The organism is Mycolicibacterium canariasense, from assembly GCF_002101555.1.
GTDB classification, from domain to species: domain Bacteria; phylum Actinomycetota; class Actinomycetes; order Mycobacteriales; family Mycobacteriaceae; genus Mycobacterium; species Mycobacterium canariasense.
In genome coordinates this window covers 1-15,508 of sequence record NZ_LQOL01000076.1, presented here as the reverse complement: position 1 = coordinate 15,508, position 15,508 = coordinate 1, and the positions used below count along the sequence as shown (strand labels likewise).

Annotated in this window: 17 protein-coding genes; 16 read left to right on the top strand and 1 reads right to left on the bottom strand. The window is 67.1% G+C overall.

The window, feature by feature from the left end; all coding sequences use genetic code 11:
* Positions 1-384 precede the first annotated feature (384 nt).
* From rpmE to AWB94_RS25980, 15 genes are all read left to right on the top strand, one after another.
* Entirely contained in the window at positions 385-615 is a 231-nt protein-coding gene (gene rpmE / locus AWB94_RS26050; protein ID WP_062659028.1) for a 50S ribosomal protein L31, read from the top strand.
* Between the two features lie 84 nt (positions 616-699).
* Entirely contained in the window at positions 700-1,767 is a 1,068-nt protein-coding gene (gene prfA, locus AWB94_RS26045) for a peptide chain release factor 1 (protein ID WP_062659027.1), read from the top strand.
* Positions 1,764-2,639, top strand: coding sequence for a peptide chain release factor N(5)-glutamine methyltransferase (gene prmC, locus AWB94_RS26040; protein ID WP_062659026.1), 876 nt, complete (start codon positions 1,764-1,766; stop codon positions 2,637-2,639). Before prfA ends, prmC begins: the two co-directional genes overlap by 4 nt.
* 13 nt (positions 2,640-2,652) lie before the next feature.
* Entirely contained in the window at positions 2,653-3,303 is a 651-nt protein-coding gene (locus AWB94_RS26035; protein WP_062659025.1) for an L-threonylcarbamoyladenylate synthase, read from the top strand.
* Positions 3,304-3,361: 58 nt separating this feature from the next.
* Positions 3,362-4,558, top strand: coding sequence for a glycosyltransferase family 4 protein (locus AWB94_RS26030; RefSeq protein WP_409365992.1), 1,197 nt, complete (start codon positions 3,362-3,364; stop codon positions 4,556-4,558).
* A gap of 288 nt (positions 4,559-4,846) precedes the next feature.
* On the top strand, positions 4,847-5,311 hold the full coding sequence (locus tag AWB94_RS26025; protein WP_062659041.1) for an ATP synthase subunit I: 465 nt from the start codon (positions 4,847-4,849) through the stop codon (positions 5,309-5,311).
* A 10-nt stretch (positions 5,312-5,321) separates the two neighbouring features.
* Complete coding sequence (gene atpB / locus AWB94_RS26020; RefSeq protein WP_062659024.1) at positions 5,322-6,116, top strand: F0F1 ATP synthase subunit A; 795 nt, start codon at positions 5,322-5,324, stop codon at positions 6,114-6,116.
* A 61-nt stretch (positions 6,117-6,177) separates the two neighbouring features.
* A complete protein-coding gene (locus AWB94_RS26015) occupies positions 6,178-6,435 on the top strand; it encodes a F0F1 ATP synthase subunit C (RefSeq protein ID WP_036395845.1) in 258 nt (85 codons plus the stop codon).
* A gap of 12 nt (positions 6,436-6,447) precedes the next feature.
* Positions 6,448-6,984 carry a F0F1 ATP synthase subunit B gene (locus AWB94_RS26010; protein WP_062659023.1) on the top strand — a complete coding sequence of 179 codons (537 nt, stop codon included), beginning with the start codon at positions 6,448-6,450 and terminating at the stop codon, positions 6,982-6,984.
* Complete coding sequence (locus AWB94_RS26005) at positions 6,985-8,313, top strand: F0F1 ATP synthase subunit B/delta (RefSeq protein WP_062659022.1); 1,329 nt, start codon at positions 6,985-6,987, stop codon at positions 8,311-8,313.
* A gap of 58 nt (positions 8,314-8,371) precedes the next feature.
* On the top strand, positions 8,372-10,021 hold the full coding sequence (gene atpA / locus AWB94_RS26000) for a F0F1 ATP synthase subunit alpha (protein WP_062659021.1): 1,650 nt from the start codon (positions 8,372-8,374) through the stop codon (positions 10,019-10,021).
* A 7-nt stretch (positions 10,022-10,028) separates the two neighbouring features.
* Entirely contained in the window at positions 10,029-10,952 is a 924-nt protein-coding gene (locus AWB94_RS25995; protein WP_062659020.1) for a F0F1 ATP synthase subunit gamma, read from the top strand.
* Between the two features lie 42 nt (positions 10,953-10,994).
* Complete coding sequence (gene atpD, locus AWB94_RS25990) at positions 10,995-12,425, top strand: F0F1 ATP synthase subunit beta (RefSeq protein WP_062659019.1); 1,431 nt, start codon at positions 10,995-10,997, stop codon at positions 12,423-12,425.
* A 36-nt stretch (positions 12,426-12,461) separates the two neighbouring features.
* Positions 12,462-12,827, top strand: a complete 366-nt coding sequence (locus AWB94_RS25985; protein WP_062659018.1) for a F0F1 ATP synthase subunit epsilon — start codon at positions 12,462-12,464, stop codon at positions 12,825-12,827.
* Between the two features lie 13 nt (positions 12,828-12,840).
* Positions 12,841-13,275, top strand: a complete 435-nt coding sequence (locus tag AWB94_RS25980; RefSeq protein WP_062659017.1) for a DUF2550 domain-containing protein — start codon at positions 12,841-12,843, stop codon at positions 13,273-13,275.
* Here the strand turns inward: AWB94_RS25980 and AWB94_RS25975 are convergent, their stop codons facing one another.
* A complete protein-coding gene (locus AWB94_RS25975) occupies positions 13,276-13,866 on the bottom strand; it encodes a cob(I)yrinic acid a,c-diamide adenosyltransferase (protein ID WP_062659016.1) in 591 nt (196 codons plus the stop codon).
* 83 nt (positions 13,867-13,949) lie between these two features.
* On the opposite strand from AWB94_RS25975, the gene murA reads away from it, so the two are divergent.
* Positions 13,950-15,203: a UDP-N-acetylglucosamine 1-carboxyvinyltransferase gene (murA, locus tag AWB94_RS25970; protein ID WP_062659015.1), complete on the top strand. Its 1,254-nt coding sequence runs from the start codon at positions 13,950-13,952 to the stop codon at positions 15,201-15,203.
* Positions 15,204-15,508: the final 305 nt, after the last annotated feature.

Sequence of the window (15,508 nt, the reverse complement as noted above, 5' to 3'; positions counted from 1 at the left end):
TCGGCGCGGGTGGCGGCGGTGGGGGCAGCAGCTGGTCGGCCGGCGGTGGCGGGGGAGGCGGGCAGGCCGCCGCCGCGCCGGCCCCGACCGCCGCGATGGCGATTCCGGCGGCCACCGCACCTCGGCTCAATTGCTTCATCACATCCATCGGGCTCTCCTCTCGCATTCGCTGTCGAGACGGACGATGGGCTTCTCTTTCGGCTACCCAGGGACCCCACCGCTGACACCCCGCACGACGGGGGAATAGCGGCACGTCCCGCGACGTTTTCGCGGTTGGCGGTTGACCTGGCATAATGGGCCGCTGACCCTCGGTTCCGGTTCACGTTCGTACATCCCCAGGTCAGGGGCGGACGACCCGGCGACCAACGATTGCAGAGGAAAACCATGAAATCGGGTATCCACCCCACCTACGTCGAGACCAACGTGGTCTGCGGCTGCGGTAACACCTTCACCACGCGTAGCACCAAGGACAGCGGCAACATCGTGGTCGAGGTCTGCTCGCAGTGCCACCCGTTCTACACCGGTAAGCAGAAGATCCTCGACAGCGGCGGCCGTGTGGCCCGCTTCGAGAAGCGGTACGGCAAGCGCAACACCAAGGCTGCTGCCGACAACTAGCTGTCTCTTCGGCGCCCGTTCCTGTCCCATGCGACAGGCCGGGCGCCGATCTGCGTTCTGGGTACGTTCAGAGGGAGGTCACTCATGACTGCATCACCGATCGAGGCGTTGCTGACCGAGCATGCCGACCTCGAACGCCAGCTCGCCGACCCGGCGCTGCACGCGGACCCCGTCGCCGCCAAGCGGGTGGGCCGCCGATTCGCCCAGCTGTCGCCGATCGTGTCGACCTACCGCAAGCTGGAGGCCGCGCGCGGCGATCTCGAAGCCGCCCGCGAACTGGCCGCCGAGGACGAGACGTTCGCCGCCGAGGTGCCCGAACTCGAGGCGCAGGTGGCCGACCTCGACGCTCGCCTCGTCGACCTGCTCGCCCCGCGCGACCCGCACGACGCCGACGATGTCGTGCTCGAGGTGAAATCCGGCGAGGGCGGCGAGGAGTCGGCCCTGTTCGCCGCCGATCTCGCGCGGATGTACATCCGCTACGCCGAGCGGCACGGCTGGACCGTCACGGTGCTCGACGAGACCTGGTCGGATCTGGGCGGGTACAAGGACGCCACCATCACCATCGCCAGCAAGGGCGACTCCGCCGACGGCGTGTGGTCGCGGATGAAGTTCGAAGGTGGCGTACACCGCGTTCAACGGGTGCCGGTCACCGAATCGCAGGGCCGGGTGCACACCTCGGCGGCGGGCGTTCTGGTGTACCCCGAGCCGGAGGACGTCGAACAGGTACAGATCGACGAATCGGATCTGCGCATCGACGTGTACCGGTCATCCGGTAAGGGCGGCCAGGGCGTGAACACCACCGACTCGGCGGTGCGGATCACCCACCTGCCCACCGGCATTGTCGTCACCTGCCAGAACGAGCGATCCCAGCTGCAGAACAAGGCCCGCGCAATGGTGGTGCTCGCCGCCCGGTTGCAGGCCCTGGCCGAAGAGCAGGCGTCGGCCGAGGCATCGGCGGACCGGGCCAGCCAGATCCGCACCGTCGACCGCAGCGAACGGATCCGCACGTACAACTTCCCGGAGAACCGGATCGCCGACCACCGCATCAACTTCAAGGCGCACAACCTCGATCAGGTGCTCGACGGCGATATGGACGATCTGCTCGATGCGTTGGCCGCCGCCGACAAGCAGGCGCGGCTGCAGCAGGCATGAGCGGTCAGCGAGAAGCCGGAGGCGGATCGCGCACCGACACCGACCTGCGGCAAGTCATCGCCGACGCGACCGCCGAGTTGTCGGCCGCCGGAATCCATTCGGCGCGCGTCGACGCCGAACTCCTGGCCGCGCACGCCGCGGGAGTGGACCGGGGCCGGCTGGCCGTATTCGAACCGGATGCCGCGTTCGTCGATCGCTACGGCGCTCTCGTCGCGCGGCGGGCGCAGCGAATTCCGTTGCAGCACATCGTCGGAAGCGCCGCGTTCGGACCGCTGATGCTGCAGGTCGGACCCGGGGTGTTCATCCCCAGGCCGGAGACCGAGGCGCTGCTGGAATGGGCCCAGGGCCAGCCGTTGCCCGCCGACGCGGTGATCGTCGACCTGTGCACCGGGTCGGGCGCCCTGGCCGCCGCGCTGGCGCACCACCGGGCGGGCGCTCGGGTCATCGCGGTCGAGGATTCTGCCGAGGCGCTGCGCTATGCCGAAATGAACTGCCGCGCCACGTCGGTGCGGTTGCTGCAGGCCGATGTCACCGACCCGGCCCTGTTGACCGAACTGAACGGCACGGTCGACCTGATCGTCAGCAACCCTCCGTACATCCCGCTCGGTGCCGATCTGGATCCCGAAGTGGCCCAACATGATCCGGCTCATGCATTGTTCGGCGGAGCGGACGGGATGTCGGTGATCGGGCCGATCGTCGCCGCCGCGGCCCGGTTGCTTCGCCCCGGCGGGCGGATCGGTGTCGAACATGACGACACCACCTCCGCCGCGACCACCGACCTGTTCGCCCGGGCGGCGGCGTTCACCGACATCACCGCCCGCCGTGACCTCACCGGGCGGCCCCGCTTCGTGACGGCTACCAGGATCGAGTGAGAGGCTGACGGGTATGTCTGAGTTGTTCGATTGCGCCGACCCCGATCAGCGGGCCGCCGGGTTGGCCTCGGCGGTCAGCGCCGCCAAGGGTGGCCGGTTGGTCGTGCTGCCCACCGACACCGTGTACGGGATCGGCGCCGACGCTTTCGACAACGACGCGGTGAGCGCGCTGCTGGCCGCCAAGGGCCGGGGCCGGGACATGCCCGTCGGGGTGCTGGTCGGGTCCTGGCACACCATCGACGGGCTGGTCTACGCCGTGCCGCCGTCGGCGCGCGAACTCATCCAGGCGTTCTGGCCCGGGGCGCTGAGCCTGGTGGTGCGGCATGCGCCCTCGCTGCAGTGGGATCTGGGCAACTCGGCCGGGACCGTGATGCTGCGGATGCCGCTGCACCCGGTGGCCATCGAGCTGCTGCGCGAGGTCGGCCCGATGGCGGTGTCCAGTGCGAACATCTCCGGCAGCCCGGCCGCGGTCACCGCCCAGGACGCCCGGACCCAGCTGGGGGAGCGGGTCGAGGTCTACCTCGACGCCGGTCCGTCACCGCGCGGCGCGGCGTCGACGATCGTCGATCTCACCGGTGCGAGCCCCCGCGTGCTGCGCGAAGGTCCGGTCGGTGTCGACGAGATCGCCAAGGTGCTCGGCGTCGAGGCCGAAACACTCAGCTGACGCGCAGACCCCGCGCTCAGGATCGTCGCGTACGGTTTTCCGCGTGGTGAGCGAAGCGGTGCCGTTACTGACCTCCCCGGTCGCTGCGCTCCTGCCCACCGGAACATTGGCGCTGTCCGACCGTGGCGCCGGCGTTCCGCTGCGCGAGCTGGCCCTGGTCGGCCTGACCGCCGCGATCATCACCTACTTCGCCACCGGCTGGTGCCGGGTGCTGGCCACCCGCGTCGGCGCGGTCGCCTACCCCCGCGAGCGCGATGTGCACCTGCAGCCGACCCCGCGGATGGGCGGGCTGGCCATGTACGTCGGGGTGGCCTTCGCGATCCTGCTGGCCTCCCAGTTGCCGGCCCTCAACCGCGGTTTCGTGTACTCGACGGGAATGCCCGCCGTCGTCGTGGCGGGCGGACTCATCATGTTCGTCGGGCTGATCGACGACCGGTGGGGCTTGGATGCCCTGACCAAATTCGCCGGCCAGATCACCGCCGCCAGCGTGCTGGTGACGATGGGGGTGGCGTGGAGCGTGCTCTACATCCCCATCGGCGGGGTGGGCACGCTGGTGCTCGACCAGGTCACCTCGATCCTGTTGACCCTGGCGCTGACGGTGTCGATCGTCAACGCGATGAACTTCATCGACGGTCTCGACGGGCTGGCCGCCGGGCTGGGACTCATCACCGCCCTGGCCATCTGCATCTTCTCCATCGGACTGCTGCGCGACCACGGCGGCGATGTGCTGTTCTACCCGCCGGCGATGATCTCGGTGGTGTTGGCCGGCGCCTGCCTGGGCTTCCTGCCGCACAACTTCCACCGCGCGAAGATCTTCATGGGCGACTCCGGTTCGATGCTGATCGGGTTGATGCTGGCCGCCGCCTCCACCACCGCGGCGGGACCGATCTCGCAGAACGCCTACGGGGCCCGGGATGTGTTCGCCCTGCTGTCGCCCTTCCTGCTGGTGGTCGCGGTGATGTTCGTCCCGGCGCTGGACACCCTGCTGGCGATCGTGCGCCGGACCCGAAAAGGCTTGAGTCCGTTCAGTCCGGACAAGATGCACCTCCACCACCGTTTGCTGCAGATCGGTCACTCGCATCGGCGGGTGGTGCTGCTGATCTACCTGTGGGTCGGCATCGTCGCGTTCGGTGCGGCCAGCACGACGTTCTTCGATCCGCGCTACACCGGCGCGGTCATGCTCGCGGCCATCGTCGTCGCCGGGATCGTCACCTTGATACCGCTGCTGCGGCGTCGGGAACCGTCCGCCGACTGACGGCCGGAGGGCCGATAGGACGGACTTACGACGAAAAGTAGTAGGCCTGTTTTTGGGCCTCCTACCTTGTGGTACGGTTCTGCCCATAACCCGAAAAACCTCACGGGTTGCCGGCCCGGCCCATCGGTCGCAAGACCGCTCGGCGCCGATTTACGACCGACAAAGGGAGCTACCCCTTGGGTGATTCCAGCGCGCCCGTCGCCCTCCGATACGCTCGGCGGGCACGCACAGGAATTTTGCAGGACCGATGAGTAACGCCCTCGACGACGCGGGATTGAGGTGAGCCAGGTGACGACGCCAGCGCAGGATGCGCCGTTGGTGTTCCCCTCCGTGGCCTTCCGTCCGTTGCGTCTGTTCGTCGTCTGCGTCGTGCTCACGGCTCTTGCCATTCTCGCCGCCGGATTCACCGGCCACATCTTCTTCGGCGTGTTCTTCGGCGTCGGTCTCGGTCTGGGTTTGCTCAACGCGCTGCTGGTGCGCCGCGCCGTCGAGTCGATCACGGCAGAGGAGCACCCACTCAAGAAGAAGATGGCCATAAACTCCGCGACGCGGCTGTTGGTGATCACCGCCGTCGCGCTGGCAATCGCAATCGTCTTCAAGGCACATGGCGGGATTGCCGTCCTGTTCGGCTTGGCGATCTTCCAGGCACTGCTGGTGCTGGCCACCAGCCTTCCGGTGCTGAAGAAGATCCGCAAAGACGGGCTCGACGTGCAAGCCACCGCCGGCACTCCTGGCACGGAACCGAAGGATTGAGCAGACACAGATGACTGAGACCGTTCTCGCCGCAGAGGGCGCCGAAGGAGGCGGCGGCGCCGCGATCCACGTCGGGCATCACACCATGGTGTTCGATTGGCTGGGCATGACGTTCAACGGCGACACCATCCTCGCGACCGCCATCACGGCCGTCATCATCATCGGACTGGCCTTCTTCCTGAAGGCCAAGGTCACCTCGACCGGCGTGCCCGGTGGCGTGCAGCTGTTCTGGGAGGCGCTGACCATCCAGATGCGCCAGCAGATCGAGGGCTCGATCGGCATGAAGATCGCCCCCTTCGTGCTGCCGCTGTCCATCGCGCTGTTCGCCTTCATCCTGATCTCGAACTGGCTGGCGGTGCTGCCGCTGCAGTACGGCGGACCGGACGGTGCCGCCGCGGAGTGGTACAAGCCGCCGGCCTCGGACATCAACTTCGTGCTGGCGCTCGCGATGTTCGTGTTCATCTGCTACCACGCCGCCGGCTTCTGGCGCCGCGGCCTGATCGGCCACCCGATCAAGGTGCTCAAGGGCCACGTCAGCATCCTGGCGCCGATCAACATCGTCGAGGAACTGGCCAAGCCGATCTCGCTGGCACTGCGACTCTTCGGCAACATCTTCGCCGGCGGCATCCTGGTGGCACTGATCGCGATGTTCCCCTGGTACATCCAATGGGCACCCAACGCCATCTGGAAAACCTTCGACCTCTTCGTCGGCCTCATCCAGGCCTTCATCTTCGCGCTGCTGACGATCCTGTACTTCAGCCAGTCGATGGAGCTGGACCACGATGACGAGAACGCTCACCACTGATTAACCCGTACGACCAGCAGTCCTGGTGGCACCGCCACCAGCTATCAAGGAGGAAATAGGAATGGATGCAAACGCCCTCATCACGGCGGGTGCGCTGATCGGCGGCGGCCTGATCATGGGTGGCGGCGCGATCGGCGCCGGTATCGGTGACGGTATCGCCGGTAACGCGCTGATCTCCGGCATCGCCCGGCAGCCCGAGGCCCAGGGCCGGTTGTTCACCCCGTTCTTCATCACCGTCGGTCTGGTCGAAGCCGCGTACTTCATCAACCTGGCCTTCATGGCGCTGTTCGTCTTCGCCACGCCGGCGTACTCGGGCTAGTAATCCGCAAGCATGGGTGAACTCGATTCGACTGTCCTGAGGGACGGCATCAACATCCTGGCTTCCAGCCAGGCTGCGGAAGAAGGCGGCGGCGGGGGCAACAACTTCCTGCTTCCCAACGGCACCTTCTTCGCCGTGCTGATCATCTTCCTGATCGTGCTGGGCGTGATCTGGAAATGGGTGGTGCCGCCGGTCAGCAAGGTCCTCGCCGAGCGGGAAGCCATGCTGGCCAAGACCGCCGCGGACAGCCGGAAGTCGGCCGAGCAGGTCGCGGCCGCGCAAGCCGAATACGAGCAGGCGATGGCCAACGCCCGTACCGAAGCCTCCGCGATCCGCGATGAGGCCAGGACGGCCGGCCGACAGGTCGTGGACGCCAAGCGGGCCGAGGCCAGCGGTGAGGTGGCAGAGACCGTACGCCGGGCCAATGACGAGCTGGCCCAACAAGGTTCGGCCACCCAGGGGCAGCTGGCGTCCTCGGTCGACGAACTGTCGGCCACCCTCGCCAGCCGCATCCTCGGCGTCGACGTGAATTCGGGACGGAACAAGTAGATGTCGATTTTCATCGGACAGCTGATCGGCTTCGCCGTGATCGTCTACATCCTGTGGCGCTATGTGGTGCCGCCGGTGAAGGCGCTCATGGCCAAGCAGCAGGAAGCCGTTCGCACCGCTCTGGCCGAGAGTGCGGAGGCAGCGCGCAAGCTCGCCGACGCCGACGCCATGCACGCCAAGGCGCTGGCCGATGCCCGCGCGGAGTCCTCCAAGGTCACCGAGGAGGCCCGTCAGGACTCCGTGCGGATCACCGCCTCGCTCACCGAACAGGCCGGTGTCGACGCGGAGCGGATCAAGGCCCAGGGCGCACAGCAGATCCAGCTGGCTCGTCAGCAGCTGGTCCGCCAGTTGCGCCACGGTCTCGGTGACGAAGCCGTGCAGAAGGCCGCCGAGCTGGTGCGCGCCCACGTCGCCGATCCGGCGGCGCAGGCCTCCACCGTGGACCGCTTCCTGGCCGACCTCAGTGCCATGGCGCCGTCCACCGCGGTGGTCGACACCGCGGCAACGGCCGGCCTGCGGGCGGCGAGCCGGGCGGCCGTTGCGGCGCTGACCGATGAATTCGACAACGTGGCAGCAGGTCTGGACGCCGACGGCCTCACCACCCTGGCTGCCGACCTGGCGGCGGTGGCGCGGCTGCTGATCGCCCAGCACACGCTCGTCAAGCATCTGGCCGAACCGGCCGACTCCGGGGAGGCGAAGGCCGCACTGGTCGATCGGCTGCTGAGCGGCAAGATCGGCGAGCCGGCCCTCAGACTGGTCCGCACCGCCGCCTCGCAGCGGTGGTCCGCCGAGGCCGACCTGGTCGACGGTATCGAGTACACGGCACGGCTGGCGCTGCTGCAGCGGGCCCAGGTGGCCGGCGAGGTCGACGAAGTGGAGGACCAGCTCTTCCGGGTCGGCCGCATCCTGGACTCCGAGCCGCGACTGAGCGCCCTGCTCAGCGACTACACCGCGCCGGTGGACGGCCGAGTTGCCCTGCTGGACAAGGTGCTTCCCGGCGCGACCGACACGGCCAAGGCCCTGCTGGCGCAGACCATCGGGCTGCTGCGCGGTGCGCGTGCCGACGACGCGGTCCTGGACCTGGCCGAACTGGCCGTCGCCCGCCGCGGCGAACTGGTCGCCCACGTGACGGCCGCCGCCGAACTGACCGCGGCCCAGCACGCGCGGTTGAGCGAGGTGCTCACCCGCATCTACGGCCACCCGGTCGCCATCCAGCTGCACGTCGATCCGAACCTGCTCGGCGGTCTGAGCATCGCCGTCGGTGACGAGGTGATCGACGGCTCCATCGCATCACGACTGGCTGCCGCCCAAACCGGCCTGCCGGATTGACGAGCGCTTGCGCACCCCACGAACCACCCCGAAGAACTAGGTAGGAAGACGAAAAACCATGGCAGAGTTGACAATCTCGGCTGCTGATATCGAAGGTGCCATCGAGGACTACGTATCCTCGTTTTCCGCCGACACCGAGCGCGAAGAGATCGGCACCGTCGTCGACGCCGGTGACGGTATCGCCCACGTCGAGGGCCTGCCCTCGGTCATGACCCAGGAACTCCTGGAGTTCCCGGGCGGCGTGCTCGGCGTGGCCCTGAACCTCGACGAGCACAGCGTCGGTGCCGTCATCCTGGGCGAGTTCGAGAAGATCGAAGAGGGCCAGCAGGTCAAGCGCACCGGCGAGGTGCTCTCGGTGCCCGTCGGCGACGCCTTCCTGGGCCGCGTCGTCAACCCGCTCGGCCAGCCGATCGACGGCCAGGGCGACATCGCGGCCGACACCCGCCGCGCCCTCGAGCTGCAGGCCCCGTCCGTGGTGCAGCGCCAGGGCGTCGGCGAGCCGCTGCAGACCGGTATCAAGGCCATCGACGCCATGACCCCGATCGGGCGCGGGCAGCGCCAGCTGATCATCGGTGACCGCAAGACCGGCAAGACCGCCGTCTGCGTCGACACCATCCTCAACCAGCGTGAGGCCTGGGAGACCGGCGACCCCAAGCAGCAGGTGCGCTGCGTGTACGTCGCCGTCGGCCAGAAGGGCACCACCATCGCCAGCGTGAAGCGCGCGCTGGAAGAGGGTGGCGCGATGGAGTACACCACCATCGTCGCGGCCCCCGCCTCCGATCCCGCCGGCTTCAAATGGCTTGCCCCCTACACCGGTTCGGCCATCGGCCAGCACTGGATGTACGACGGCAAGCACGTGCTGATCGTCTTCGACGACCTCACCAAGCAGGCCGAGGCCTACCGTGCCATCTCGCTGCTGCTGCGCCGCCCGCCGGGCCGCGAGGCGTACCCGGGTGACGTCTTCTACCTGCACTCCCGTCTGCTGGAGCGTTGCGCGAAGCTGTCCGACGAGCTCGGCGGTGGCTCGATGACGGGCCTGCCGATCATCGAGACCAAGGCCAACGACATCTCGGCCTACATCCCGACCAACGTCATCTCGATCACCGACGGCCAGTGCTTCCTGGAGTCCGACCTGTTCAACCAGGGTGTGCGACCGGCCGTCAACGTCGGTGTGTCGGTGTCCCGCGTCGGTGGCGCCGCGCAGATCAAGGCCATGAAAGAGGTCGCCGGCTCGCTGCGTCTGGACCTGTCGCAGTACCGCGAGCTGGAGGCGTTCGCCGCCTTCGCCTCCGATCTGGACGCGGCCTCCAAGGCGCAGCTGGACCGCGGTGTTCGCCTGGTCGAGCTGCTCAAGCAGCCCCAGTACAGCCCGCTGTCGGTCGAGGACCAGGTGGTGTCGATCTTCCTGGGTACCCAGGGTCACCTGGATTCGGTTCCCGCCGAGGATGTCTCGCGTTTCGTCGACGAGCTGCTGGAGCACGTGAAGGCCAGCCACTCCGACATCCTGACCGCGATCAAGGACACCAAGAAGCTCTCCGAGGAGAACGAGGAGAAGCTGGTCTCGGTGATCAACGAGTTCAAGAAGGGCTTCTCGGCCTCCGACGGCAGCTCCGTGGTGGTCAAGGAAGCCGATGCGGAAGCACTGGACCCCGAGGACCTGGAGAAGGAATCGGTCAAGGTCCGCAAGCCTGCTCCCAAGAAGGCCTAGGTAACACATGGCAGCCACACTGCGCGAGCTACGCGGACGTATCCGCTCCGCCGGGTCGATCAAGAAGATCACCAAGGCCCAGGAGCTGATCGCCACGTCGCGAATCGCCAAGGCGCAGGCCCGAGTCGAAGCGGCCCGGCCCTACGCCACCCAGATCACCAACATGCTCACCGAGCTTGCCGGTGCCAGCGCGCTGGACCACCCGCTGCTCGTCGAGCGGGAGAGCCCCAAGCGGGCCGGTGTGCTGGTGGTGTCCTCGGACCGCGGACTGTGCGGCGGCTACAACGCCAATGTGCTGCGCCGGGCCGAGGAGCTGTTCTCGCTGCTGCGTGACGAGGGCAAGAATCCGGTGCTGTACGTGGTCGGCCGGAAGGCACTGGGCTACTACAGCTTCCGGCAGCGCGCGGTGACCGAGTCGTGGACCGGCTTCTCCGAGCGGCCCACCTACGAGAATGCCAAGGAGATCGCCGACACCCTGGTGGAGGCGTTCCTCTCCGGTGCCGACGACGAGGGTGACGATCCGGGCGCCGACGGCATCCTCGGCGTCGACGAACTGCACATCGTGTCCACCGAGTTCCGGTCCATGCTGTCGCAGACCGCGGTGGCGCTGCGGATCGCGCCGATGGTCGTCGAGTACGTCGGCGAGGCCGAGACCGGCCCGCACACGCTGTACTCGTTCGAGCCGAACGCCGAGACACTGTTCGACGCGTTGCTGCCCCGCTACATCGCCACCCGCGTGTACGCGGCGCTGCTGGAGGCGGCAGCTTCGGAGTCGGCTTCGCGCCGGCGCGCCATGAAGTCGGCCACCGACAATGCCGACGATCTGATCAAGGCGCTCACGCTGGCGGCCAACCGCGAGCGCCAGGCTCAGATCACCCAGGAAATCAGCGAAATCGTCGGCGGCGCCAACGCGCTGGCCGACGCGCGCTAGCCGGATCAACTACAGAAGCCCCGTAGGAAGCGAAGAAGAGAAATGACTGCTACCGCAGAGAAGACCACGACGGGTCGGGTCGTCCGCATCACCGGTCCGGTGGTGGACATCGAGTTCCCGCGTGGCTCCGTGCCCGAACTGTTCAACGCGCTGCACGCTGACATCAGCTACGGCGCCCTGGCCAAGACCCTGACGCTCGAAGTGGCGCAGCACCTCGGTGACAACCTGGTGCGCACCATCTCGATGCAGCCCACCGACGGTCTGGTGCGCGGCACCGAGGTCACCGACACCGGTGCCTCGATCTCCGTTCCGGTCGGCGACGGCGTCAAGGGCCACGTGTTCAACGCCCTGGGTGACTGCCTGGACGATCCCGGCTACGGCAAGGACTTCCAGCACTGGTCCATCCACCGCAAGCCGCCGGCCTTCGCCGACCTGGAGCCCCGCACCGAGATGCTGGAGACCGGTCTGAAGGTCGTCGACCTGCTCACCCCGTATGTGCGTGGTGGCAAGATCGCCCTGTTCGGTGGTGCCGGCGTCGGCAAGACCGTTCTGATCCAGGAGATGATCAACCGCATCGCCCGCAACTTCGGTGGCACCTCGGTGTTCGCCGGCGTCGGGGAGCGCACCCGTGAGGGCAACGACCTGTGGGTCGAGCTCGCGGATGCCAACGTGCTCAAGGACACCGCGCTGGTGTTCGGCCAGATGGACGAGCCGCCGGGCACCCGTATGCGCGTCGCCCTGTCGGCGCTGACCATGGCGGAGTACTTCCGCGATGAGCAGAACCAGGACGTGCTGTTGTTCATCGACAACATCTTCCGGTTCACCCAGGCCGGTTCCGAGGTGTCGACGCTGCTCGGCCGTATGCCGTCCGCCGTGGGTTACCAGCCGACGCTGGCCGACGAGATGGGTGAGCTCCAGGAGCGCATCACCTCGACCCGCGGTCGCTCGATCACCTCGATGCAGGCCGTGTACGTGCCCGCCGACGACTACACCGACCCGGCCCCGGCGACCACCTTCGCCCACCTGGACGCCACCACCGAGCTCTCCCGTGCGGTGTTCTCCAAGGGCATCTTCCCCGCGGTGGATCCGCTGGCCTCGTCCTCGACGATCCTGCACCCCAGCGTGGTCGGCGACGAGCACTACCGCGTCGCGCAGGAAGTCATCCGGATCCTGCAGCGCTACAAGGATCTTCAGGACATCATCGCCATCCTCGGTATCGACGAGCTGTCCGAAGAGGACAAGGTGCTGGTGTACCGCGCCCGTAAGATCGAGCGCTTCCTGAGCCAGAACATGATGGCCGCCGAGCAGTTCACCGGCCAGCCGGGTTCGACCGTGCCGCTCAAGGAGACCATCGAGGCGTTCGACAAGCTGGCCAAGGGCGAGTTCGACCACCTGCCCGAGCAGGCGTTCTTCCTCATCGGTGGTCTCGACGACCTGGCGAAGAAGGCCGAAAGCCTCGGCGCCAAGCTGTGATCGATCTAGCTCGAGAGCTGCGAAAGGTGGTGTGCTGTGGCTGAATTGGACGTCGAAATCGTCGCGGTCGAGCGCGCGCTGTGGTCGGGTACGGCGACATTCGTCTTCACCCGCACCACCGCGGGTGAGATCGGCATCCTGCCGCGGCACATCCCGCTGGTGGCACAGTTGGTCGAGGACGCGATGGTCCGGGTGGAGCGCGAGGGCGAGGACGATCTGCGGATCGCCATCGACGGCGGCTTCCTGTCGGTGACGGAGAACGGCGTCAGCATCCTGGTCGAGAACGCCCAGTTCGAGTCCGAAGTCGATGCCGATGCCGCCAAGCGGGATTCGGAATCCGATGACCCCGCGAAGGCCGCATGGGGGCGCGCCCGCCTGCGCGCTGTCGGACAACTCGACTAGAGGTTCCCTGTCGATGAGCGCGGTCATGTGGATCATGGTCGCGCTCATCGGCGTCTTGGCGGTGGCCGTCGTCGCGCTGGTGTACCGGCTGTGGAAACTGCGTCAGGTCGGCGGCACCGCGGCGATCCTGCGTGACTACCCCGCGGCCGGCGGGCAGGGGTGGCGCCACGGTGTGATGCGTTATCGCGGCGGCGAAGCCGGCTTCTACCGGCTGTCGAGTATCCGGTGGTGGCCCGATCGCCGGTTGAGCCGGCTGGCGCTGGAAGTGGTCGGCCGTCGTTCACCCCGGGGAGACGAGTTCGACATCATGACCCGGGAGATCGTGATCCTGGAACTGCGGGATTCCGGCCGTGGCTACGAGGTGGCCCTCGACCGCGGCGCGCTGACCGCCTTCACCTCGTGGGTGGAGTCCCGCCCATCGCGCCGTTCGCGGCGGCGCACCGGCTGATCAGGCGCCGGCGTCGTCCTTCTTCCCACCACCTGGCTGCCACAGCACGTCGCCGTCCGGATTGGCCACCCGGGACAGGATGAACAACAGATCCGAGAGCCGGTTGAGGTATTTCGCCGGCAGCACATTCACCACGTCGCCGTACTGATCGACCGCGGTCCAGGCGGACCGCTCGGCGCGCCGCGCTACCGTGCGGGCGACGTGCAGCAGAGCCGAGAGCGCGGTCCCGCCCGGCAAGATGAACGAATTCAACGGCGCCAGCCCCTCGTTGAACTGATCGCACCACGCCTCCAGGCGATCGATGTAGTCCTGGGAGATGCGCAGCGGTGGGTACTGCGGATTCTCGGCAACCGGCGTGGACAGATCGGCGCCCGCGTCGAAAAGATCGTTCTGGATCTGGCGGAGCACCGCCGCCAGCGCCGGGTCCGGATTGCCGAGCGCGATGGCCACACCGATGGCCGCATTGGCCTCGTCGCAGTCGGCGTAGGCCTGCAATCGCGCGTCGTTCTTGGAGACGCGACTGAAATCACTCAGCCCGGTACTCCCGTCGTCACCGGTCCGGGTATATATGCGGGTCAGGTGCACAGCCATGGTTGAACGGTACCGGTCACAGCGGCATTGCAACCTGGCCAGGCGTTCTGAATCTGGCCCGCCGTCTGCTTACACTGACCCGCGTGAGCGAGCGATTCGTGGTGACCGGTGGAAGTCGGTTATCAGGCGAGGTCGCTGTCGGGGGAGCCAAGAACAGCGTCCTCAAGTTGATGGCAGCCGCGCTGCTGGCCGAGGGCACCAGCACCATCACGAACTGTCCGGACATCCTGGATGTGCCGTTGATGGCGGAGGTGCTCAGAGGGCTGGGCGCGACGGTCGAACTGGACGGGTCCACCGTCCGGATCACGTCTCCGGACGAGCCGAAATACGACGCCGACTTCGCCGCCGTCAGACAATTCCGTGCCTCGGTATGTGTGCTCGGTCCATTGGTGGGGCGAGGTAAGCGGGCGAAGGTCGCGTTGCCCGGTGGCGATGCGATCGGTTCCCGACCGCTGGACATGCACCAGTCGGGGCTGCGCCAGCTTGGTGCGCGGTGCAATATCGAGCACGGCTGCGTGGTGGCCGAAGCGGACCATCTGCGGGGCGCCGAGATCCAGTTGGAGTTCCCGTCCGTCGGCGCCACCGAGAACATCTTGATGGCTGCGGTCCTGGCCGAGGGTGTGACCACGATCCACAACGTCGCCCGCGAGCCCGACGTGGTGGATCTGTGCGACATGCTCAACCAGATGGGTGCCCAGGTGCAGGGTGCGGGCTCGTCGACGCTGACCATCACCGGGGTCGACCGGCTATATCCGACCGAGCATCGGGTCATCGGTGACCGCATCGTCGCCGCGACCTGGGGGATCGCCGCGGCGATGACGCGCGGTGACATCTCGGTGACCGGCGTGGACCCCGCGCATCTGCAGTTGGTGCTGCACAAGCTGCACGACGCGGGGGCGACGGTGACCCAGCACGACAACGGATTCCGGGTGGTGCAGTACGAACGGCCGAAGGCGGTCAATGTCGCGACCTTGCCGTTCCCGGGTTTCCCGACGGACCTGCAACCGATGGCGATCGGGCTGGCGTGCGTGGCAGACGGGACCTCGATGATCACCGAGAACGTATTCGAGGCGCGCTTCCGCTTCGTGGAGGAGATGATCCGGCTGGGGGCGGACGCACGGACAGACGGGCACCATGCCGTGGTGCGTGGGTTGCCGCAGTTGTCGAGTGCGCCGGTGTGGGCGTCCGATATTCGCGCCGGTGCGGGCCTGGTGCTCGCCGGCCTTGTCGCCGACGGTGACACCGAGGTGCACGACGTCTACCACATCGACCGGGGCTACCCGTTGTTCGTCGAGAACCTGGCCAGTTTGGGTGCGGAGATCGAGCGAGTAAGCTGATCTGAGACGGGCGTACCAAGGTCAAAGGCCTCTGACCAGGGGATTTGACTTCGCAAGCGCCGAAGTCCTAATCTAATCGAGTTGCCCCGGACAGCCGGGGAGACGAAATCTTGACTCGCTGCCGCAGATGGTTTAAGCTGGCAGGGTTGCCCTGAAACGGGGCTGCAGAGTCAAAGCAAGTCTGTTGTTTGAGAACTCAATAGTGTGTTTGGTGGTTTTTGTTTGTTGTTTTTGGCCATCTTGGTGGGGGACTCCCCGTCTTCCTGCTACGTGGGATGGTTGTTTTTTTGATGCCAGTTTTTGGT

Excerpts from the sequence above, each read along its gene's own strand:
- rpmE (WP_062659028.1), top strand. The coding sequence starts at position 385 with ATGAAATCGGGTATCCACCCCACCTACGTCGAGACCAACGTGGTCTGC.
- prfA (WP_062659027.1), top strand. The coding sequence starts at position 700 with ATGACTGCATCACCGATCGAGGCGTTGCTGACCGAGCATGCCGACCTC.
- prmC (WP_062659026.1), top strand. The coding sequence starts at position 1,764 with ATGAGCGGTCAGCGAGAAGCCGGAGGCGGATCGCGCACCGACACCGAC.
- AWB94_RS26035 (WP_062659025.1), top strand. The coding sequence starts at position 2,653 with ATGTCTGAGTTGTTCGATTGCGCCGACCCCGATCAGCGGGCCGCCGGG.
- atpB (WP_062659024.1), top strand. The coding sequence starts at position 5,322 with ATGACTGAGACCGTTCTCGCCGCAGAGGGCGCCGAAGGAGGCGGCGGC.
- AWB94_RS26015 (WP_036395845.1), top strand. The coding sequence starts at position 6,178 with ATGGATGCAAACGCCCTCATCACGGCGGGTGCGCTGATCGGCGGCGGC.
- AWB94_RS26010 (WP_062659023.1), top strand. The coding sequence starts at position 6,448 with ATGGGTGAACTCGATTCGACTGTCCTGAGGGACGGCATCAACATCCTG.
- AWB94_RS26005 (WP_062659022.1), top strand. The coding sequence starts at position 6,985 with ATGTCGATTTTCATCGGACAGCTGATCGGCTTCGCCGTGATCGTCTAC.
- atpA (WP_062659021.1), top strand. The coding sequence starts at position 8,372 with ATGGCAGAGTTGACAATCTCGGCTGCTGATATCGAAGGTGCCATCGAG.
- AWB94_RS25995 (WP_062659020.1), top strand. The coding sequence starts at position 10,029 with ATGGCAGCCACACTGCGCGAGCTACGCGGACGTATCCGCTCCGCCGGG.
- atpD (WP_062659019.1), top strand. The coding sequence starts at position 10,995 with ATGACTGCTACCGCAGAGAAGACCACGACGGGTCGGGTCGTCCGCATC.
- AWB94_RS25980 (WP_062659017.1), top strand. The coding sequence starts at position 12,841 with ATGAGCGCGGTCATGTGGATCATGGTCGCGCTCATCGGCGTCTTGGCG.
- AWB94_RS25975 (WP_062659016.1), bottom strand. The coding sequence starts at position 13,866 with ATGGCTGTGCACCTGACCCGCATATATACCCGGACCGGTGACGACGGG.